The sequence below is a fragment of the Paraniabella aurantiaca genome, assembly GCF_050309965.1.
Taxonomy (GTDB): Bacteria; Bacteroidota; Bacteroidia; order Chitinophagales; family Chitinophagaceae; genus Niabella.
In genome coordinates, this window is the sequence record NZ_JBLOSY010000002.1 from 760,647 (window position 1) to 778,212 (window position 17,566).

A 17,566-nucleotide genomic window follows, 5' to 3' on the forward strand; every position below is an offset into this window, starting at 1 on the left:
AAAAAGCCAGGGTAGACACCCTAGCCGTTGCTAACCTATGAAAAACAGTATGAAGGTACAACCTTCCCAATAACTTTTGAAATATTTTTTTAACTTTTTTTTATTTAGGGGAAATATTGGGGATTAAGAAGGTCCAAAACTCTCTATGATTCCTTATACCACCCGATAATACTGGAAATCCCTTCATCTATAGTTACCGTATGTTTCCACCCCAACTGATGTATTTTGCTTACATCAGTAAGCTTGCGCATGGTGCCATCGGGTTTATCGCTGTTAAACACGATAGCTCCGGTGTAACCGATTTTCTCTTTTATCATTTCAGCTAACCCCCTAATCGAAATTTCATGTCCTGTACCGATGTTGATATGAAAGTTTCTTTTTTCCGATTCATCTTTCCGAAGGTCAGAGAAATTAACTCGCTCCATTAAAAATACACAGGCATCGGCCATGTCCTCGCTCCACAAAAACTCCCGAAGCGGCTGGCCTGTTCCCCATATCTCTACCGATTGAGCCGTTACACCATATTTAGCCAGTATGGCTATCATTTCCTGTTGAGCTGATGTTCCGCTAATTCCCTCAATGGGTCTTTTATCCAGATCATTCTTTATCAAATCCCAGTTTTCCTGTTGTAGCCAATTGGCTAGTAAAAACTTCCGGATCAGTGCCGGCAGCACATGGCTCTTTTCGAGATTGAAGTTATCATTAGGCCCATACAAATTAGTTGGCATCGCCGAAATATAGTTGGTGCCATATTGCAGGTTAAAGCTCTCCGTAGATTTAATACCTGCTATTTTCGCAATGGCATAAGGCTCATTAGTGATCTCCAAAGGCCCTGTCAGTAAACTGTCTTCCTTAATAGGTTGAGGAGCATCTTTGGGATAAATACAGGTGCTGCCTAAAAAAAGAAGCTTCTTAACATTATGCCTGTAACAGTTATCAATTACATTCTGCTGTATGGCCAGGTTTTCATGTATAAAGTCTGCCCTGTATACATTGTTAGCTACAATACCGCCTACGCGGGCAGCAGAAAGAATCACATAATCAGGTTTTTCTTCATTAAAAAATGCTGAAGTAGCTTCAGCATTTTTTAAATCCAGTTCTTTACTGGTTCTTCCTACCAGGTTGGTATATCCTTTTTCCTGCAGGTTTTTCCAGATGGCAGAGCCCACTAATCCTCTGTGCCCGGCTACATATATTTTATTGGTCTTATTCATAATAATTCAGTGCCGCGTAATTGTTACGTTTCAATAAATCATTTTTCTTCATCAAATGCACGTCGGACTGCATCATGTCTTTGATCAATCCATCCAGGTCGTACTCCGGAGTCCAGCCCAATACTTCTTTTGATTTGGTAGGATCACCAATCAACAATTCCACCTCCGTAGGTCTGAAATACCTGGGATCCACTTCTACCACCACTTCATTGATCCGTTTTTTGAACGCCTCCAGGTATTCGTTTCCTGCTTTTTCTGCAAACAGGGTATCATTAATACTATCAATGATAATCTTTTCGTCCACTCCTGTACCTTCACTTCTTAGGGAAACACCAACATACTCAAAAGACTTATTTACAAAGTCTCTTACAGGTGTCGTAATACCTGTTGCAATGACGTAATCATCAGCTTTATCTTGCTGGAGAATCAGGTACATGGCTTTTACGTAGTCCTTGGCATGTCCCCAATCGCGCTGCGCATCCAGGTTACCCAGGTATAATTTCTTTTGCGCATTCAGCACAATACGACTAATCGCACGGGTTATTTTACGGGTAACAAAAGTCTCCCCTCTTATAGGCGACTCATGGTTAAATAAAATACCATTGCTGGCGTGCATGCCATAGGCTTCCCTGTAATTCACCGTAATCCAATAAGCATAAAGCTTCGCCACTGCATAAGGAGACCTTGGATAGAAAGGTGTGGTTTCTTTTTGAGGAACTTCCTGTACCAGTCCATATAACTCTGATGTAGAGGCCTGGTAGATCCTTGTCTTTTCGGTAAGGTTCAGTAAACGTACTGCTTCTAAAATTCTCAAGGTTCCTATACCATCAGCGTTAGCGGTATACTCCGGTGTATCAAAACTTACTTTTACATGGCTCATAGCCGCCAGGTTGTAGATTTCATCCGGTTGCACCTCATGGATGATACGGGTAAGATTCATCGAATCGGTGAGATCACCATAGTGAAGCGTTAGCTTCTTATTCTCCTCATGCGGGTCTTCATATAAATGATCGATACGATCGGTATTAAACATTGAGGTGCGGCGCTTCACACCGTGTACGTCATATCCTTTTTTTAAAAGGAATTCTGCTAAATAAGCGCCATCCTGCCCGGTGATACCGGTTATTAATGCAGTTTTCATAAAATTTATAATTGGATGCAAATATAGAAGTATTAAAATACTGATGCTAATTCTATTGATTTATTCTCAATAAATGAATTGCACCATTGAAGCATGTTCAATTGAACAAAACTGGTAAGCAACTAATTTACAGCTATTATTTAAAAAATTTTGTTTGAATTATAATATAGCTTAAAAAAGATCATTGTTGTATAGCAATAATTTTAGAATACTGTCTTTTTGCATTTAAGTCAACCTGGACAACTCTCACAAACCAATTACGTTCATCATTTAAATGAATTTGATGACTCTTTTTACATCCAATAGCACATATAATTACTATGAAAATCAAGCCTAATAGTAATTTACTTTTTTTCCTGTTGAAAAAAAAAGATGATGACAACGATAGTAATAATATTTCCGAAAGTTTTTCAAAAGGGGCAGAGAAGAGATAGTTTAGTTTTTTATCAGAATTTCCTTCAATAGCTTTGCTTACAATAGAACCTATCTTAAAAAAAGTTTCACCATCTCTTGAAAGCTCTATATCAAAATGACTATTGTTCGTTTCAGACAATGTCGTCCAATTTACATTCAGATGACCACTCCTTACACTGGCATTAATTTCTTCTAACATAACAGGCAACGCTGTTTGAGATGGATAATATAAACTGGCAAGATCTCTGATAGTTGCTGAATTCGCAGTGTGATACACTTTCGAAGCATGAACAAAACCAGTAGAAGGTTGATTTACGGTGGTTTGGTCTATAAAATAAATTCCGTCATCAGCTGACATTAACAAATTTCCGGTACTTGTAAAACAAAGCCCGTTTCCCTTAACTGTTAGGGGCCTCTGGGTAACAGGATTGAATAAGATCCATTTGGATTTAATGTCAATAGTACCATTCGTTGATACCAAATTATTTTTGTACGCAATACCAATATAGGAGTAAAATGGGCCATCTCCTGTTAAAAGTGCATACATATCTCCATTAAAGTTAAATGCGATATCTGTGACACCATTACCTCCAGAAGAAATAGGTAACGATATTGAGCCAACTCTTTGAGGGCTATTTACACTGCCATCTGCATAAGTTTGGAATTTAGTAATATAGATCCACTGTGCGCCCGTAGATATGATCCAGGCAACACCATTTTTGTCGATACCAAATACATCAGGGCTAACTTTGGTATTATCCTCAAACCCTTGTCTTACATCATTCACATCAAATTGATCAACTACTTTCAAAGGGACGCTACTCCCGTCTGCAATAGCATAAACATCGATTTTCCCCCTGTTTTCTGCTGGTTGCTGGTTACTGGAAGATATGGGAATAAAAGGAATATAATATATAACGCCTGAACTATTAACTGCAATAGCCTTAGATTGATCTGTCGTACCATCGCCGGAAAACACAGGAGTGCCGCTACCTCCTGTAAGCGGATCTATTTGATATTTCCCGATGTTGCCGTATTGTCCAATTGAATAAATAAAATCTTGTGCGTTCAAAAAACAACCGGTGAATACGAACATAAAAATTAAGAAAGGAATCTTCATAGAAACTTGCAAATGATTCGTTTAACAGTTGAATACAACACAAAAATAATGCGTATGATAATTATACTCCAAATACCTTGACAATTAATCCAAATTACGAAACAGCCATTAATACTGCAAACTATTTGTTTGAATTCCGAAAATATAATGTGCAACGCTTAAATTTGCACAATTTTACAGGAGTATTAAATTAGTTTCTATGTACTTCATATACAAATTTATAACTCCTTTGATAAATTAGTGATTCGGTAAGCTATTTTTGTATCTATGAGTGAAATGAATTTGCAATTAATACATACTTCCAGGAAATATGAAAAACGGGCATTCTGGGACATAGTTTTCGAATGGGAAGATGTTTTCAGGCAGACATTAGGAGTAAATTTTTTTCACGGAAATAAATATCTCTACAAAGTAGGAAACAGGTTACCGTTTTTAAACAACTTTACGACACCAAGTGGGGTTTTTACTTTTGAAATGTCTCCATTTTTAGGTAAGCGATTTATGAATCATCAAAATGTAATACCCTGTATCATTGATTTTTTTTTACCTAAAGCGAATATCAAACTATTTGAAAAAGCCTACCGTAATAATCCAATAGTATGCATTTCCAGCAAGGAAGCTGTCGATTTTTTGAGGATCAATGACTGCCAGCTGAATATCAAACATCTTCCTCTCTCAATCCCTGACATTTATAAGATTAATGATACAACAGAATTCAAAAAGGAATACGATTTGGTGGTAATGGGACGGCAGAATACTGTTTTGGAAAAATACCTGAAGCTTTATATCGAAAGAAACCCAAACTTTCGGTATGTTTATAGAATAGAGCAAAACAACCAGTTCCAATATTTTACATCGGACGGTGAACTCTTAGGTAATATGGACTCTCGGGAAAAATATACCGATCTTATGAAAAAAAGCAGATGTTGCTTATATGCCACACCTGGAATAGATGGAGGTGAAATACGAACTTCAGGATTTAATCCTGTTACTCCGAGATTTTTTGAGATTCTTGCAAGTGGATGCAATGTTATCGGAAGATATCCTCAAAACCTAGATACGAGTTATTTTGAAATTGATCTTTTTTGCAAAAGCATTGACACCTATGAAGATTTTGAAGAAGAGCTAAATTTTAAAACAAATAATAAGGCTGACATGTCACTTCATGCCAGCTACCTTAAAAAGCATTACACCTCAGAAAGAGCTAAAGCATTAGCTGATTTGGTAAAGGAGATTTAAAAAATACAATTCATTTCTTTATGGAAAAGATTGCCATTGTTGGTGGAGGGTTGTCAGGACTTTCAATTGCACAACTGTTAAAGAGCCGATATGATATAACATTGTTTGAAGCCAATGCCCGACCCGGTGGACTTATTAAATGTGAACGTGTTGAAGGAAGCCTTTATCACATTTGTGGAGGTCATGTATTCAACTCAAAACGGCAGGATGTTTTAGATTGGTTCTGGAGTTTTTTCGACCAAGAAAAAGAATTCATAAAAGCGGAAAGAAATGCGGTAGTTTTTATGGATAATGGTACAAGAATTCCCTACCCCATTGAAAACCATATTTATTTGTTTGAAAAGGAAAAAATAAAATCTATTCTTAATGATCTGCTTGAGATATCTCGGAAAACCAATCCCATACCAGAGAACTTTGAAGATTTTCTAAAAGGACGATTTGGAAAGACGTTATACGAAGACTATTTTCAACCCTACAATGAAAAAATATGGCAAAGCCCTTTAAATACAATCCCACTGTCCTGGCTTGAGGGGAAGTTACCCATGCCATCGGTTGAGGATATTGTGTTCAATAATATTACCCAGGTCAAAGAAAAGGAATTTGTACACAGTTCGTTTTGGTATGAAAAAGAAAACGGATCTCAATTCATTATTGATAGAATATCCGAAGGACTAAATATAAAGTGCAATCATAATGTTAATGATATTCTGAAAAAGGGTAATGCCTGGTATATAGGAGCAGAAAAATTTGACAAAATAATTTTCTGTGGTGTCGTAAAAGACCTGCCATCTATTTTAAAAGGCATAGACATTTCAAACTTTACTCAAAATTTAAACAATTTGGATTATCATGGCACCACATCAGTCTTTTGTGAAATTGATGAAAACCCTTATAGTTGGATTTATTTGCCAAGCAAGGAGTATCAGGCCCATCGCATAATCTGTACAGGTAATTTTGCTAAAAGCAATAACGAAGAGGGTAAAATGACCGCTACGGTCGAATTTACGGATCGAATAGAAAAAAAACTAATTTTAGAACAGCTATCGAAAATGCCGCTCAACCCAAAATACATAACCCATCGCTATAACGAATACTCCTACCCAATCCAGGATGTAGACACGCGCGCTACGATAGCCGCATTAAAAAGATCTCTTGCGGATACCCGATTTTACATCACTGGCCGTTTTGCTGATTGGGAATACTACAATATGGATGCTGCTATTGGTGCTGCTATTGATTTAAGTAAGACAATTTAAAATTGTTTTTATAAAATTCTTGTCTGCTGTTAATGCCAGTCTCCCCAATAAGAAACATCAAAGCGATAATCGTCGTTTTTCGATTTTTCAAGTGTTAAATCTGAATATACCATCATTTTTGAGCCGGGCGTAGTTGCTTTAAAACCAGTTGCAAACCCATTCGGCACATGTAAAATGGCAGGCTGATTTTCAAAAAGGTTAAAAGAGTGTATCGGTAAATCAAAGGAAGGATTTAACCAGTCGTCTGGCTGTACCAGCTTAATGTTAAAAGAGCCTAGCAAAACAAAAAACCATTTTTGCTCTACCTTGTGGCCTTGCCAGGCTCTGATAACCGAAGTATCGGGATGTACTAATGTGTAGAAACGTTTAATAGGCAGCATATCAAAATCGTTGGCAAAGATTAAAGTGCCACGATTATCTACAAATGATTTCGTTTCAATCAAATTGGGACCATACATTTTCCTGTACAATTTATGTATTTTTTTTCAGCCACATAAAAATGGGCTTTTCTATCAGTTAATAAAATATAATGCCAGGTATTACTGTAAATATAAGGCATAGTAGAACTATCATATCACTATCCGACTTCTGCGGCTGATTGAATTGCTCTCTAAGCTTGATCATGAATGTTCGATTATTCGTAAAGATTCTCAATAGCCTTCTTGTTGATCTCCTGTCTTTTTTTATCAAAAAACCATCCCCATTTATTAAAATACTTAATGGCGGATTTAATATGATGCACTAACAACTTAGAGTTGGAATACGACTCTTTGTGGTATCCGTGAATAATAGATACTTTAGGATTACATACGGTTCTTGCAACTGCCTGGATTCTTCTGTTTAGATCAATGTCCTCTAAATACATGAAATATCTTTCGTCAAATCCTCCAATCTTTTTTAGAACACTGGTTCTTATAAACATGAAACATCCTGAAAGATTAGGAATATCGGCAACCTTATCATATTGATACGCCTTTAGTTCATACATGGAGTTCCTCCTTTCCGAAAAGTTAAAGCCTTTCAAAAACCTTCTCCCCAATAAATCAAATGGTGTTGGCAATAACTTGCATAACCGCTGTAGTTCTCCGTTCCCATAATATACCTTGGGCATAACATTTCCCACCGTCTCATTTTCATCCATAAAGGTATAAAGCTCCTCTAGTACCCCATTAGTAAATTCTATATCAGGATTTAAAATCAAGTGATACTTGGATTCGAGCGAGATAGCTTCCCTTAAGGCTAGATTGTGAGCCGAACCAAAACCAGGATTATCATGTGAAGGTATATACGTAATCCGGCTATCTTCAGGTAATGCGGCTCGTAACTGATCATTTGGAGAATTGTCTACCAAAAAAATATGGACATTAATGGAGGTATTTAAAAAGCTGCTAATTGCTTTTTTCATCTCCGTTATATTAGTTTTGTAAAGAACAATAGATGCTGTCAATTCAGTCAATTCAGTCATTTCAAACAATTTTTTCCCATGTGTTTGATTCGAAATTAAATTTCTTTATTGGACGGGCCGGAGATCCAACTGCTATAACGTGATCAGGTAAACTTTTTGATACAACCGAATTTGAGCCAACTATTGTACCTTTTCCAATGGTGACACCGGGTAAAACAGAAACAAATTCTCCAAGCCATACATTATCTCTAATAATAACCGGTTTTGATATCCATTTTCGATTCGCTGGTGGTTCATCTGGGTGACTGTGAATCCCTCCGCCGCCATAATTACCATGAGCACAGTCAGTGATAAAAACTTTACTCGCGATCAAAACATTTTCGCCGATTGTTATTTTTTCTACCGCCGCTATATGTACGTAGTCATTCATCTGGAAATTTTTCCCAATTGAAATAAAAATACCTTCTTCCTTAAGCTCATGAGGAAAAGCCTCAATCCTACAGCCTATACCAGTCGTCATTCCAGAAGCAATCTGAATAAACCTCTTATTCCTAATGTCAAACGGGAATCTTATTATCCGAGCGTTCGGAAAAAAGATTTTGGTTAATACCAGATTTATTGATAACCTAAAAGCTCCCCAGATACCGTATTTTTTTATCATCTTAAAAATTTGACGATTAATACACGCCTGAAATATTTGAGTAAAGAAAATGTGACTACGAATAAGTATTCAATTAAGTTTATCAGCTTACTCTCGTAGGCATACCGAATATTTCTTAACTCGCCTTTTTCCATCTCTTTGATATTCCCGGACAGACCGCTTTCTCCGAAATGCGCTTTACCCCCTCCCGTAATTACGAGCGACTCATTTAATAAATAACAGTTGAACTTAGAAGCTATTCGAATGAAGTAGTTACCTTCTTCCGCATATTTTAACCTTTCATCGAAGTACCCCACCTCTTCCAAAATACTTCTCTTAAATAATACAGTCGGTACAACAAACACGAAGCGAATAAGGAGATTCTTAACTGAAATTCTGGACAAATTAGTTAATCTCTTCCATAAAATTGAGTTTATCCGCTCTCCATTTCGTGTAGTAGCAATGAAATCCATATCTGGATATTTTTGTATCTCCTCAAACTGCCTATACAATTTATTAGGTAACCATTCATCGTCGGAGTCAAGAAGTGCGATCCATTCTCCACTTGCCATTTTTAATCCAACGTTCCTAGCTGAAGATGCGCCTCCATTTGCTTTTTGTACTATAAGCATTTTAATATTTGTTACGTTATTATCTATATAATTTTCAACTATCGCACGACCATTATCTGAGGATCCATCATCTACAATGATAATTTCAATATCACATTTATACGTCTGATTAATAACAGAATCCAGGGCTCTGAGGATAGTTTTTTCAGAATTGTATAACGGTATTACGACTGAAACTTTGTAGCTATTCATATCTATTAAAAAATAATTACCCTATAATACCTTGTTAGAACTTTAGACTTTCATTAAAGTTCTCAACAGTTCGGAAGTTTTCATTAACATATGGAATTTTAGTTTTTTTCATATCTTGTATGAACTGCTTTTTGTATGTTGAAGGATTAACTTTCTTTGACAATGATTGCAAGCGACCTTTTTCAATATTGGCAATTTCAAGCGTAGCAAAATCTAATGCCAATCTCTCCCGGATAACCCTGTCGTAATACGGTTGCTTTTTCTTGGTTTTTAGCTCCGCTGTTTCAAGTAGTAGCCTGTATCTATCCATATTTGATTCTGAAAGGTAGGTATCTTTGTGAAAAACAGGATTTTCCCAGGGGTTCAGTATATCGTTCGTTTTATCTTTTTCTGCATGAATGACATCGATATATTTCCGTACATCACCTGAGGCGTCACCGTAAAAGCCTGAAAGGAATTCATTGATCAAATCGTTAAAGTTGAGATTAGGGTTCCACATCAGCTTCGCCACTAAATAAGTTCTTAGCTCCGAAAATTCAGACTTAATGTTGCCAATGCCCTGTTCAAATACTCCGGGAATATTATTGTCTTTATAATATTTCAAGTTAGGTTGAAGAGTATTTAAATTAGGATAAGGACTTAACGAGTTATAGAAGCATACAATATAGTCCCATATATAAATGTTATTGGTTAATTTTTTCCAGCCAGATAGTTGATCCCTGATGACAACTGCCTTGGCATCGCTGCTATTAGCTAATGGCTTACCATTGTTTATATCGGATAGGCAGTAGATGACCAATAGATTTTCCCTGAGTTTGATAAACTCTCTGGGCGGCTTTGCAGATTGATTATAGGCTAGAGTGGTAATCACCTTGTTCGGAAAAAAAGAAGCGATTTGGTTAACAAATGGCAACAAAGTACCCATATAACCATTATTGCGCTTATGTTTAGGCTCGCAGAGTGAGCAATTACAATAGTCGTATACATCATTAGGACTAACTGACCAGAATTTCAAATTTGGTTTGGCGGCCATTTGTTTTTTTAGATTATCCTTTACTATAGTCAATACTTTATTATTGCTAAGACAAAGCTGCGTTGGTGTGCGTTTACCATTTATGTATGCAAAATATTCAGGATGATCCTTGAAGTATAGATCCGACGGAAGAAGTTGAGAAAAAGTGTGCGCAAAAGTACCCATGCCTTCAAAAAAATAATTGATCTTGTGCCAATCACAATATTTTTCATCTAATGCATCTACAAAAAAAGTTGTTCGAAAGTCAAAGGCAGGATGTTCAACTCTTTTTATAAATGGAATGCTAATATTTTTCGTTTTAGGAATGTAGGTATCATCTTTTGTATACATTTTGCACCCAAGGTAGTCTTCTAAAAATGTATACACGCTATATAAACAACCTTTTCTGCTGCCTCCATTTATCAGCAACTTAGAACCACTCGTAACTATACTAATTGCATCTCCATTTGAGAATAAGGAATTAGACACGCCTAGAAGCTTTCTTTTTGTCTTTCCAACGATAATTTCATTCTCTATTTCCTTCTGTTGATCAGTAACGATTGGAATTTGATAACCGGAAATATTTTTTATGTAAGCTTGCAGTTCATTAGCTGCTTTTTTTTCAACAGTAGTTGCTATATTAGAGATCACAATTTTGTAACTACTGTATCCATTCTCAACTAGTTGCAATGCCTGCGTCTGTGCAAAGCTGGATTTGTTAAATACGATCAATACTAAAATCCAAAAAAAGAGTCTTTTCATGATATATGATTAATATCAGTGTTCACCGGATCGAACAAATTCTTTAATTTATTTACAAAGTACGAATACTGATAATTATTTAAAAATACAGTTCGAGAATAATGATTAAATTTATTGGGAGGCAACACCAAATCCTTAAAATAACTTACATATTCAGCTTTGGTGTTACATAGTTTTCCCACTTTAGAAAAGTCTAACTCATAGCCCTCAAAGGCTTCTGTTGTTCCTACGATGGTTTTTCCAAACATTAACGCTTCTGCGATTTTAGTTTTCATGCCTCCTCCAGAAAAAATGGGGGAAACTATAATGTCGGCATTATAGTAATACTCGTCCAAATCGTCAACAGAGCCGACAACATTAACATTGGTCGAGTTAAGCTCTTGTTGCAAAACTTCAAAATCTTTTCCAACTATATAGAACATATAATTTTTCAATTCCGGCATCACCTCCTTACAAAACCACCTAACTCCTTCAATATTGGCAAAAAAATAAGCGCCGATAAATAGTATTATTCGTGGTCCGTTTTTAGGAGTTGAAATGACATTAGTTTCTAGAAACCTGTCATCAAAAGAAGTATGGAGATTCTCATCGGCTTTTCTGCCATATATCTGAAACAAAAAATTCGAGTCCCTAGTATTTAAGGTTGCTATAACATCGGAATATTTTACAGCAGCTTTCTCATTGTACTTAGCGGCAAGAATACTAAGTATATGCTGCTTTTTTCCTGTAACACGTCTAAGTTCTTTGAAATATAGATATTCGACATTATGAAAAAATGTAATAATACGTAACTCTTCGAACTTCTGCCTTATCATATTCGCCAGCCTTCCTAGTATTGAAGAATCAATAAATACATGAGATACTTCCTGGCTTTTAATGATATGAAAAATATTTTTGCAATCCACAGGATTTAGACCACCCATATATCCATTCAAATTAGCCATAAGGGTCTTAAATTTTGTTTGCTCTTGTAACGTATAATGGATTACACAATCATTTGAAAAAATATCTTTGCACCCCTGCAAATTTCTTTTCGTGATAACTCCTCCCCCTGTAAATTTTAATAGTTCCCGGCTAATAAAAAGGCATTTTCGATTCTTCATGATACTATTTTAAATGTCTGATTATATTCTCGCTAAAAATTGAATAGTAAGGAACGAAAACTTCCCAGTAGGCATTAATTACTAAATAGAATTTGCTAAAGGCATATGCCCCTATCACAATATAAGTCAGGTTCCTTTTCCAGGCAGAACGGAAAATTGTTAAGAAGAAAGGAATTATTAGAATTTCAAAACAGTCATAGAATGCTGCAGCTCTTTTAAATACAGGAATAATAGAACCGAAAATAAAGTAAAACACAGCGCCAAACACCAATAAACTGAGATACATATTGAATTTAGGCACGTATTGTTCAAGTCTTTTTCTAAAAAAAAACAAAGGTGCAAAAACAATAACTTTTCTTATTGCCCCCGTAATTACGGTCATTCTGGGGTCAATATTGCTACCTACAACATCAATGTCACTACTTGCCAAGTCTGTATACACATCTACCTTATCGCTAATTTGATCAATGCTTCCTAAGAAAGGAATGTTATTAATCCACATTATAGCATTGGATGATGATAAAAAATAGCCAATAATTGCTGAAGTAATTAGAATTACAACGGCAAAACCAGTCGTAATATTTATTTTACTAATGGGGTATGCAAAAATGAATAATAGGGCCGATACATGGATGAGAGATGCAACTACTATACAGAGAATAAAACGCTTTAAATCTCTACTAATTATATAACTAATCGAAAAAAAAGTAATTGACAAAGACAGCGATTGCCGCACAAAAAACATATCTCCAAGATAATACGAATAATAAATCAGAAGGCTAACAATACCGTATTTGAAATAGTCTTTTTGGACAATAATATTTGCTTTAAGAGATATTGTAAAGAATGAAAAAGGTATCAGGAGAGCTGTATAACTGTTGAAAAGAAATTTGATAATATAATTTATAAATGAAAAACCGATCTCGAAATCGCTTTCCTTAAATTCTTTCCACGAATCGTTGCGCTCAAAAAAATTTAAATAGGCATACCAATCTGTTCCGGTTTCCCATCTTATTCCACCCATTACAATAAAAAAAAGAATAAATATCCAAAAGATGAATTTTCGGAAACTTGATTCTATTCGCAAAATATCCAAATAACCAAGCAAAAACAGTGAAAAGAAAATGAAATAATAAAGCATAATACTTAACGCTTAGTAGGAGGAAGAATAGATATCGGAATTTTGTAATCCTTTACTAGTCCCTTGAATATTCCTCTCATTATTGCAAGCGCCTTTTTAGGTCGCTTTCTTAAAATCATCCCTCCAATTGGTTTTAAAGAATTTGCGAATTCCTTAGCTGCTACTTTCAATAAAGCACCTTTGTGCAGAGAATATTTATGAGCTAGCAGTATGGTATTACGTGCCATTAAAAAATATGCTAAATCACTCCTATACCTATTTTTGGAAGAGGTAAATATATGTTGATGACTTGCCGTTATTCCCGTAAGTATCTCCAATTTAAGGCCACTATTTTTCACCCTGATATCCCAGTCAATTTCATCACCATACATAAACAGTTCTTCATCTTGCAGGCCCACTTTTCCATATACATCTGGACGGCTCATGTTTATGCCTCCAGGAATAAATTCTACCGGAAGCGATTTCTTTGTATTTGTTTCCTGGAACTGGTTTAAAGGAGTATCAAGGTGATTATAGACTGGTCTGAACTCGGCAGATATTGTTCCACCTACACACTCTATAATTTCAGAATCTCTTTTTAAAAGAATAGGGCCTACAACACCAACATCGCTTTGACTCATTATATAATCGGCCATAGTCCTGATAACATCTCCGCTAATTTGTATGTCCGGGCAAATTAGAATAATTACATCCACGCGGAGCTCAATTGCTTTTCGGATACCGTCATTAAATGCTGCGGTGATACCTCCATTAACGGTTCGCTTTAAAATAATTGAGTTACCAAATCTTTTTTGTAATTCATTATGAAACTTATTTTCAGAATTATTATCCACTATTATATGTGCATCTATAGCACTTTTGTATAAGTCGTAATGGCTCTGCCATTCGTCTAGTTGATGCCATTCATTCGCGATAACGGTTACTGCAGCGATTCTCATCTATTTACATAATTTGGATAAAGACTTTTATTTTCCAAGATGTATTGATACATTTCCTCCACCATTTCGACATAACTAGGTACGGGATGTTTCAATTCTTTTCTGGTATCAATTAAACTCTTATCAAGAAAGTCATTTTCAAATTTTCTTAATACCACATCATCCTTTCCGAAAATTATCTTGAAATTGTTTAGGAGATCGTACTTTGAAATTTTTTCTGAATTGGTGTAGTTATAAATGCCCGTGAGATTTTGTTCTATCATTCGGTCAATACCTTTAGCTAGTTCGATAGTAGTAACACCGCCCCAAAATGCATTAATAAACCCGTTAACGCCCCCTGATTGCGCCATGAACCAATCAAAAAGTCCTTCACCGTTATTTTTAAGTTCTGGTCCAACTATAGATGTACGAATAGTCAGATGATTTCCTGAAGTAACCTCACCCAACGCTTTCGATTGCCCGTATAGGTCCTTTGCATCTTTGGGGCTATTTTCAACATAGTTCCCTAATTTACCACTGAAAACACAATCTGTGCTAATATGTATTAGCTTAATAGTTCGTTTGCTAAGTAGCTCCTCCAAAAAATGTGGAAAATAGGCGTTAACATAAATAGCATTGGCAGGAGCATTTACTGAACCCTTTATTAAAACTCCTATACAATTAACAACTATATCTGGTTGAACCTGATTAATGAGGTTAATAAGATTGTCTTTTACAGTTATATCCAGAAATAACAAGTCATCTGTAAACCTGGTATTATTATATGTACCTGTGACCACATACTTCCCAGAATTCTTCAACGTATTATATACTACATGCCCTGCCATTCCGGCGGCACCCAGTATTAGTACCCTTTTCATCATAATAAGAATTTACAATTGATTTTTGACAAAGTCTAATTTTAGTAAAAGTTCAATAGTACCTTCTAAATCCAATCTTTCTGTATTCGAGGAATTGTAATCGTCGAATATTTTAGTATCCTTGCCTTTTTCCAGGTAATTAGAGTAATTTAAATCCCGGTTATCTGCCGCAATTCTATAGAAATTTCCCATGTCTTCCGACTTCGCCATTTCTTCAGCATTACAGAGAGTTTCATGCATTTTTTCGCCATGTCTTATCCCAATTACATCAATCGCGGTTTTGGGACTGTCGAAAATCTTGATCAACGCCTGTGCAATTGTTAACACCGTTGAGGCGGGTGATTTTTGCACAAAAATATCTCCTGGTTTTGCATTTTCAAATGCAAATTTTACAAGCTCGACAGACTGATTTAATGACATCATAAACCTTGTCATGTCTGGATGGGTTACTGTAACATTTTTTCCTTCTTTTATCTGTTTAATAAAAAGAGGAATTACAGAGCCTCTTGAACCCATTACATTACCATAACGGGTGGCGCAAAACATATTGCCGCTACCATGTAAATTTCTTGATTTTGCAACCATTAACTTTTCCATCATTGCCTTTGAAATACCCATGGCATTAATTGGATAGACCGCTTTGTCCGTGCTAAGCACCACAACTTTCGATATATTATTTTCCATTGCAGATGTTAACACATTTTCGGCACCGAGTATATTCGTTTTCACTGCCTCAATAGGAAAAAATTCGCAAGAAGGTACTTGTTTCAAAGCCGCAGCATGAAAGACAAAGTCGACTCCTTTCATCGCGAGATTTATGGAATTATAATCCCTGATATCTCCAAGATAAAATTTCAACTTACTGTTATTATAGTGCAACCGCATGTCATCCTGTTTTTTTTCATCCCTGCTAAAAATCCGGATTTCCTGTATATCCGTATCAAGAAATTGAGATAAAACTTCGTTTCCAAAAGATCCTGTTCCTCCAGTAATTAAAAGTTTTCTATTTTTATACATGTCGATATTTTTTTAAAATATTATTGTAAATCAGTACTGCTGCCTCATTTCTCCAAACAAATAGCTGGGCTGTTAAATAAATTGACCCACCCACAAAAAATGAAAGTAATAGTACAAGAAGCTGGTTATTGTTATCGAAAACATTAATGCAGCAAGTCTTTATTATATAAATCGGAACACACGATATAAAGGAAGTAATTAATAACTTACCGCTCAATTTAAGCCTTGAGATAATGTTTGCAAACCGAAAACAAATACAGGTAACTATTATTTCTGTTGTTAAAAAACTTAAAGCTGTGCCTAGCTCTTTTAAGCGCGGGATTAATATTAAATTTAAAGACACACTTACCACAGCACCAGCTAAACTTGCGTAGAAAACATATTTTTCTTTTCCGGAGGGTATTAAAACCTGTTGCACTGCAACCTGCGCAACGCCAGTAAAAACTACCATTATGGCTAAAATTTGCAACACAATGATTGAGTTTTGAAACATATTTCCCGCAAAAAGAGATATTATTTCATCTGAAAGAAAAAAAAGAATACAGGCAACTGGTATACTAATAAAAAGCGAAAAGTTTAATGATTTTTCCAAAAGTAAATCTATTTCAGCCGAATCGCCTGCTGAAAATAGGGCTGACATTCGTGGAATGAGCACTACGCCAAAAGCATTAACACAAACCAGAACAACACTTATAACACGGCTGGCGGCAGCATAGTATCCTACATTTTCAGGGCTTGAAAAAACTCCCAAAAGAACAGAATCTATAAGTGAATAAACTTTAGCGATAATACCAATAGACAAAATAACAAATAACGGTTTGAGGTGCTTTTTTAAGTTTAAATTCCTGAATGTCAACGAAGTAAATCTTCTGGAATAATACATATTGATGGCACCAGTCAAAGCCACAGAAATAACCGTCAAAGCGTAATATTTTGAAATATCTTCTGGTGTTCTTACAAAGAAAAATAACAGGATCAAAGTTATTAATCTAATAGCAACTGTTCTAATTGCGATCATTCGGAATTGCTCAAGACCCTGAAAAAACCATTCCATTGTGAAAATGCTTAAGAACAGATAAATTACACCCAAAATCGAAAGCATCAAAGTTGAGCGAAGATCATCAATTAAAAAGATCATCATCAAAAAGCATAAAAATGTTACTGCAGTAGAAAGAAAATGGATCACCAAAAGCTCTGAAAAAGTCTGCCTAAGAATTGCTTTATCGTACGTGGCCTTCGCTATTTCACGGATACCATAAAAGGGAATACCCAGAGCTGCAATAACAATGAAATATTGAGTAAACGAGTCAACAAATGATACCTGACCAATACCAACCGGTGTTAAAATTCGGGATGCATAAGGGAATGAAATCAATGGAAATAACACCTGACTTACTGCCAATATGATATTATAAAAAAAATTCTTTTTTAATGACAACATAACGGCAAAGTACTTTATAATTCATTTATCATTTTGATC

16 protein-coding genes are annotated in these 17,566 nt (G+C 35.6%); 2 read left to right on the forward strand and 14 right to left on the reverse strand.

Features of this window, described 5'->3' with window-relative positions:
- Positions 1 to 143: 143 nt before the first annotated feature.
- From ACLOAU_RS17695 to ACLOAU_RS17705, 3 genes are all read right to left on the reverse strand, one after another.
- Positions 144 to 1,214 carry a GDP-L-fucose synthase family protein gene (locus ACLOAU_RS17695; RefSeq protein WP_427863236.1) on the reverse strand — a complete coding sequence of 357 codons (1,071 nt, stop codon included), beginning with the start codon at positions 1,212 to 1,214 and terminating at the stop codon, positions 144 to 146.
- Positions 1,207 to 2,355: a GDP-mannose 4,6-dehydratase gene (gene gmd, locus ACLOAU_RS17700; RefSeq protein ID WP_427863237.1), complete on the reverse strand. Its 1,149-nt coding sequence runs from the start codon at positions 2,353 to 2,355 to the stop codon at positions 1,207 to 1,209. Before gmd ends, ACLOAU_RS17695 begins: the two co-directional genes overlap by 8 nt.
- A gap of 181 nt (positions 2,356 to 2,536) precedes the next feature.
- A complete protein-coding gene (locus tag ACLOAU_RS17705) occupies positions 2,537 to 3,889 on the reverse strand; it encodes a hypothetical protein (RefSeq protein WP_427863238.1) in 1,353 nt (450 codons plus the stop codon).
- 267 nt (positions 3,890 to 4,156) lie between these two features.
- On the opposite strand from ACLOAU_RS17705, the gene ACLOAU_RS17710 reads away from it, so the two are divergent.
- Positions 4,157 to 5,128, forward strand: a complete 972-nt coding sequence (locus ACLOAU_RS17710) for a glycosyltransferase (RefSeq protein WP_427863239.1) — start codon at positions 4,157 to 4,159, stop codon at positions 5,126 to 5,128.
- Between the two features lie 20 nt (positions 5,129 to 5,148).
- On the forward strand, positions 5,149 to 6,384 hold the full coding sequence (locus ACLOAU_RS17715) for a protoporphyrinogen/coproporphyrinogen oxidase (RefSeq protein ID WP_427863240.1): 1,236 nt from the start codon (positions 5,149 to 5,151) through the stop codon (positions 6,382 to 6,384).
- 29 nt (positions 6,385 to 6,413) lie between these two features.
- Here ACLOAU_RS17715 and ACLOAU_RS17720 read toward each other — a convergent pair whose 3' ends face one another.
- The 11 genes from ACLOAU_RS17720 to ACLOAU_RS17770 form a co-directional block, all read right to left on the reverse strand.
- Positions 6,414 to 6,854, reverse strand: coding sequence for a cupin domain-containing protein (locus ACLOAU_RS17720; protein WP_427863241.1), 441 nt, complete (start codon positions 6,852 to 6,854; stop codon positions 6,414 to 6,416).
- Positions 6,855 to 7,018: 164 nt separating this feature from the next.
- Entirely contained in the window at positions 7,019 to 7,849 is an 831-nt protein-coding gene (locus ACLOAU_RS17725) for a glycosyltransferase family 2 protein (RefSeq protein WP_427863242.1), read from the reverse strand.
- 1 nt (position 7,850) lies between these two features.
- Positions 7,851 to 8,450 carry an LbetaH domain-containing protein gene (locus ACLOAU_RS17730; protein WP_427863243.1) on the reverse strand — a complete coding sequence of 200 codons (600 nt, stop codon included), beginning with the start codon at positions 8,448 to 8,450 and terminating at the stop codon, positions 7,851 to 7,853.
- Positions 8,447 to 9,253 carry a glycosyltransferase family 2 protein gene (locus tag ACLOAU_RS17735; protein WP_427863244.1) on the reverse strand — a complete coding sequence of 269 codons (807 nt, stop codon included), beginning with the start codon at positions 9,251 to 9,253 and terminating at the stop codon, positions 8,447 to 8,449. The genes ACLOAU_RS17730 and ACLOAU_RS17735 overlap by 4 nt, the downstream gene beginning before the upstream one ends.
- A gap of 34 nt (positions 9,254 to 9,287) precedes the next feature.
- Positions 9,288 to 11,027, reverse strand: a complete 1,740-nt coding sequence (locus ACLOAU_RS17740) for a glycoside hydrolase family 20 protein (protein WP_427863245.1) — start codon at positions 11,025 to 11,027, stop codon at positions 9,288 to 9,290.
- On the reverse strand, positions 11,024 to 12,130 hold the full coding sequence (locus ACLOAU_RS17745) for a glycosyltransferase (protein ID WP_427863246.1): 1,107 nt from the start codon (positions 12,128 to 12,130) through the stop codon (positions 11,024 to 11,026). The genes ACLOAU_RS17740 and ACLOAU_RS17745 overlap by 4 nt, the downstream gene beginning before the upstream one ends.
- A gap of 4 nt (positions 12,131 to 12,134) precedes the next feature.
- On the reverse strand, positions 12,135 to 13,271 hold the full coding sequence (locus tag ACLOAU_RS17750) for an EpsG family protein (RefSeq protein ID WP_427863247.1): 1,137 nt from the start codon (positions 13,269 to 13,271) through the stop codon (positions 12,135 to 12,137).
- 5 nt (positions 13,272 to 13,276) lie between these two features.
- Complete coding sequence (locus ACLOAU_RS17755) at positions 13,277 to 14,209, reverse strand: glycosyltransferase family 2 protein (protein ID WP_427863248.1); 933 nt, start codon at positions 14,207 to 14,209, stop codon at positions 13,277 to 13,279.
- Positions 14,206 to 15,072 (reverse strand): dTDP-4-dehydrorhamnose reductase family protein, encoded by an 867-nt coding sequence (locus tag ACLOAU_RS17760; RefSeq protein WP_427863249.1) that lies wholly within the window; start codon positions 15,070 to 15,072, stop codon positions 14,206 to 14,208. The genes ACLOAU_RS17755 and ACLOAU_RS17760 overlap by 4 nt, the downstream gene beginning before the upstream one ends.
- 9 nt (positions 15,073 to 15,081) lie before the next feature.
- Positions 15,082 to 16,086 carry a polysaccharide biosynthesis protein gene (locus ACLOAU_RS17765; protein ID WP_427863250.1) on the reverse strand — a complete coding sequence of 335 codons (1,005 nt, stop codon included), beginning with the start codon at positions 16,084 to 16,086 and terminating at the stop codon, positions 15,082 to 15,084.
- Positions 16,079 to 17,527: a flippase gene (locus tag ACLOAU_RS17770; RefSeq protein ID WP_427863251.1), complete on the reverse strand. Its 1,449-nt coding sequence runs from the start codon at positions 17,525 to 17,527 to the stop codon at positions 16,079 to 16,081. Before ACLOAU_RS17770 ends, ACLOAU_RS17765 begins: the two co-directional genes overlap by 8 nt.
- Between the last annotated feature and the right edge of the window lie 39 nt (positions 17,528 to 17,566).

Coding starts and splice junctions, on each gene's coding strand:
- ACLOAU_RS17695 (WP_427863236.1), bottom strand. CDS start 1,214: ATGAATAAGACCAATAAAATATATGTAGCCGGGCACAGAGGATTAGTG.
- gmd (WP_427863237.1), bottom strand. CDS start 2,355: ATGAAAACTGCATTAATAACCGGTATCACCGGGCAGGATGGCGCTTAT.
- ACLOAU_RS17705 (WP_427863238.1), bottom strand. CDS start 3,889: ATGAAGATTCCTTTCTTAATTTTTATGTTCGTATTCACCGGTTGTTTT.
- ACLOAU_RS17710 (WP_427863239.1), top strand. CDS start 4,157: ATGAGTGAAATGAATTTGCAATTAATACATACTTCCAGGAAATATGAA.
- ACLOAU_RS17715 (WP_427863240.1), top strand. CDS start 5,149: ATGGAAAAGATTGCCATTGTTGGTGGAGGGTTGTCAGGACTTTCAATT.
- ACLOAU_RS17725 (WP_427863242.1), bottom strand. CDS start 7,849: ATGACTGAATTGACTGAATTGACAGCATCTATTGTTCTTTACAAAACT.
- ACLOAU_RS17730 (WP_427863243.1), bottom strand. CDS start 8,450: ATGATAAAAAAATACGGTATCTGGGGAGCTTTTAGGTTATCAATAAAT.
- ACLOAU_RS17735 (WP_427863244.1), bottom strand. CDS start 9,253: ATGAATAGCTACAAAGTTTCAGTCGTAATACCGTTATACAATTCTGAA.
- ACLOAU_RS17740 (WP_427863245.1), bottom strand. CDS start 11,027: ATGAAAAGACTCTTTTTTTGGATTTTAGTATTGATCGTATTTAACAAA.
- ACLOAU_RS17745 (WP_427863246.1), bottom strand. CDS start 12,130: ATGAAGAATCGAAAATGCCTTTTTATTAGCCGGGAACTATTAAAATTT.
- ACLOAU_RS17750 (WP_427863247.1), bottom strand. CDS start 13,271: ATGCTTTATTATTTCATTTTCTTTTCACTGTTTTTGCTTGGTTATTTG.
- ACLOAU_RS17755 (WP_427863248.1), bottom strand. CDS start 14,209: ATGAGAATCGCTGCAGTAACCGTTATCGCGAATGAATGGCATCAACTA.
- ACLOAU_RS17760 (WP_427863249.1), bottom strand. CDS start 15,072: ATGATGAAAAGGGTACTAATACTGGGTGCCGCCGGAATGGCAGGGCAT.
- ACLOAU_RS17765 (WP_427863250.1), bottom strand. CDS start 16,086: ATGTATAAAAATAGAAAACTTTTAATTACTGGAGGAACAGGATCTTTT.
- ACLOAU_RS17770 (WP_427863251.1), bottom strand. CDS start 17,527: ATGTTGTCATTAAAAAAGAATTTTTTTTATAATATCATATTGGCAGTA.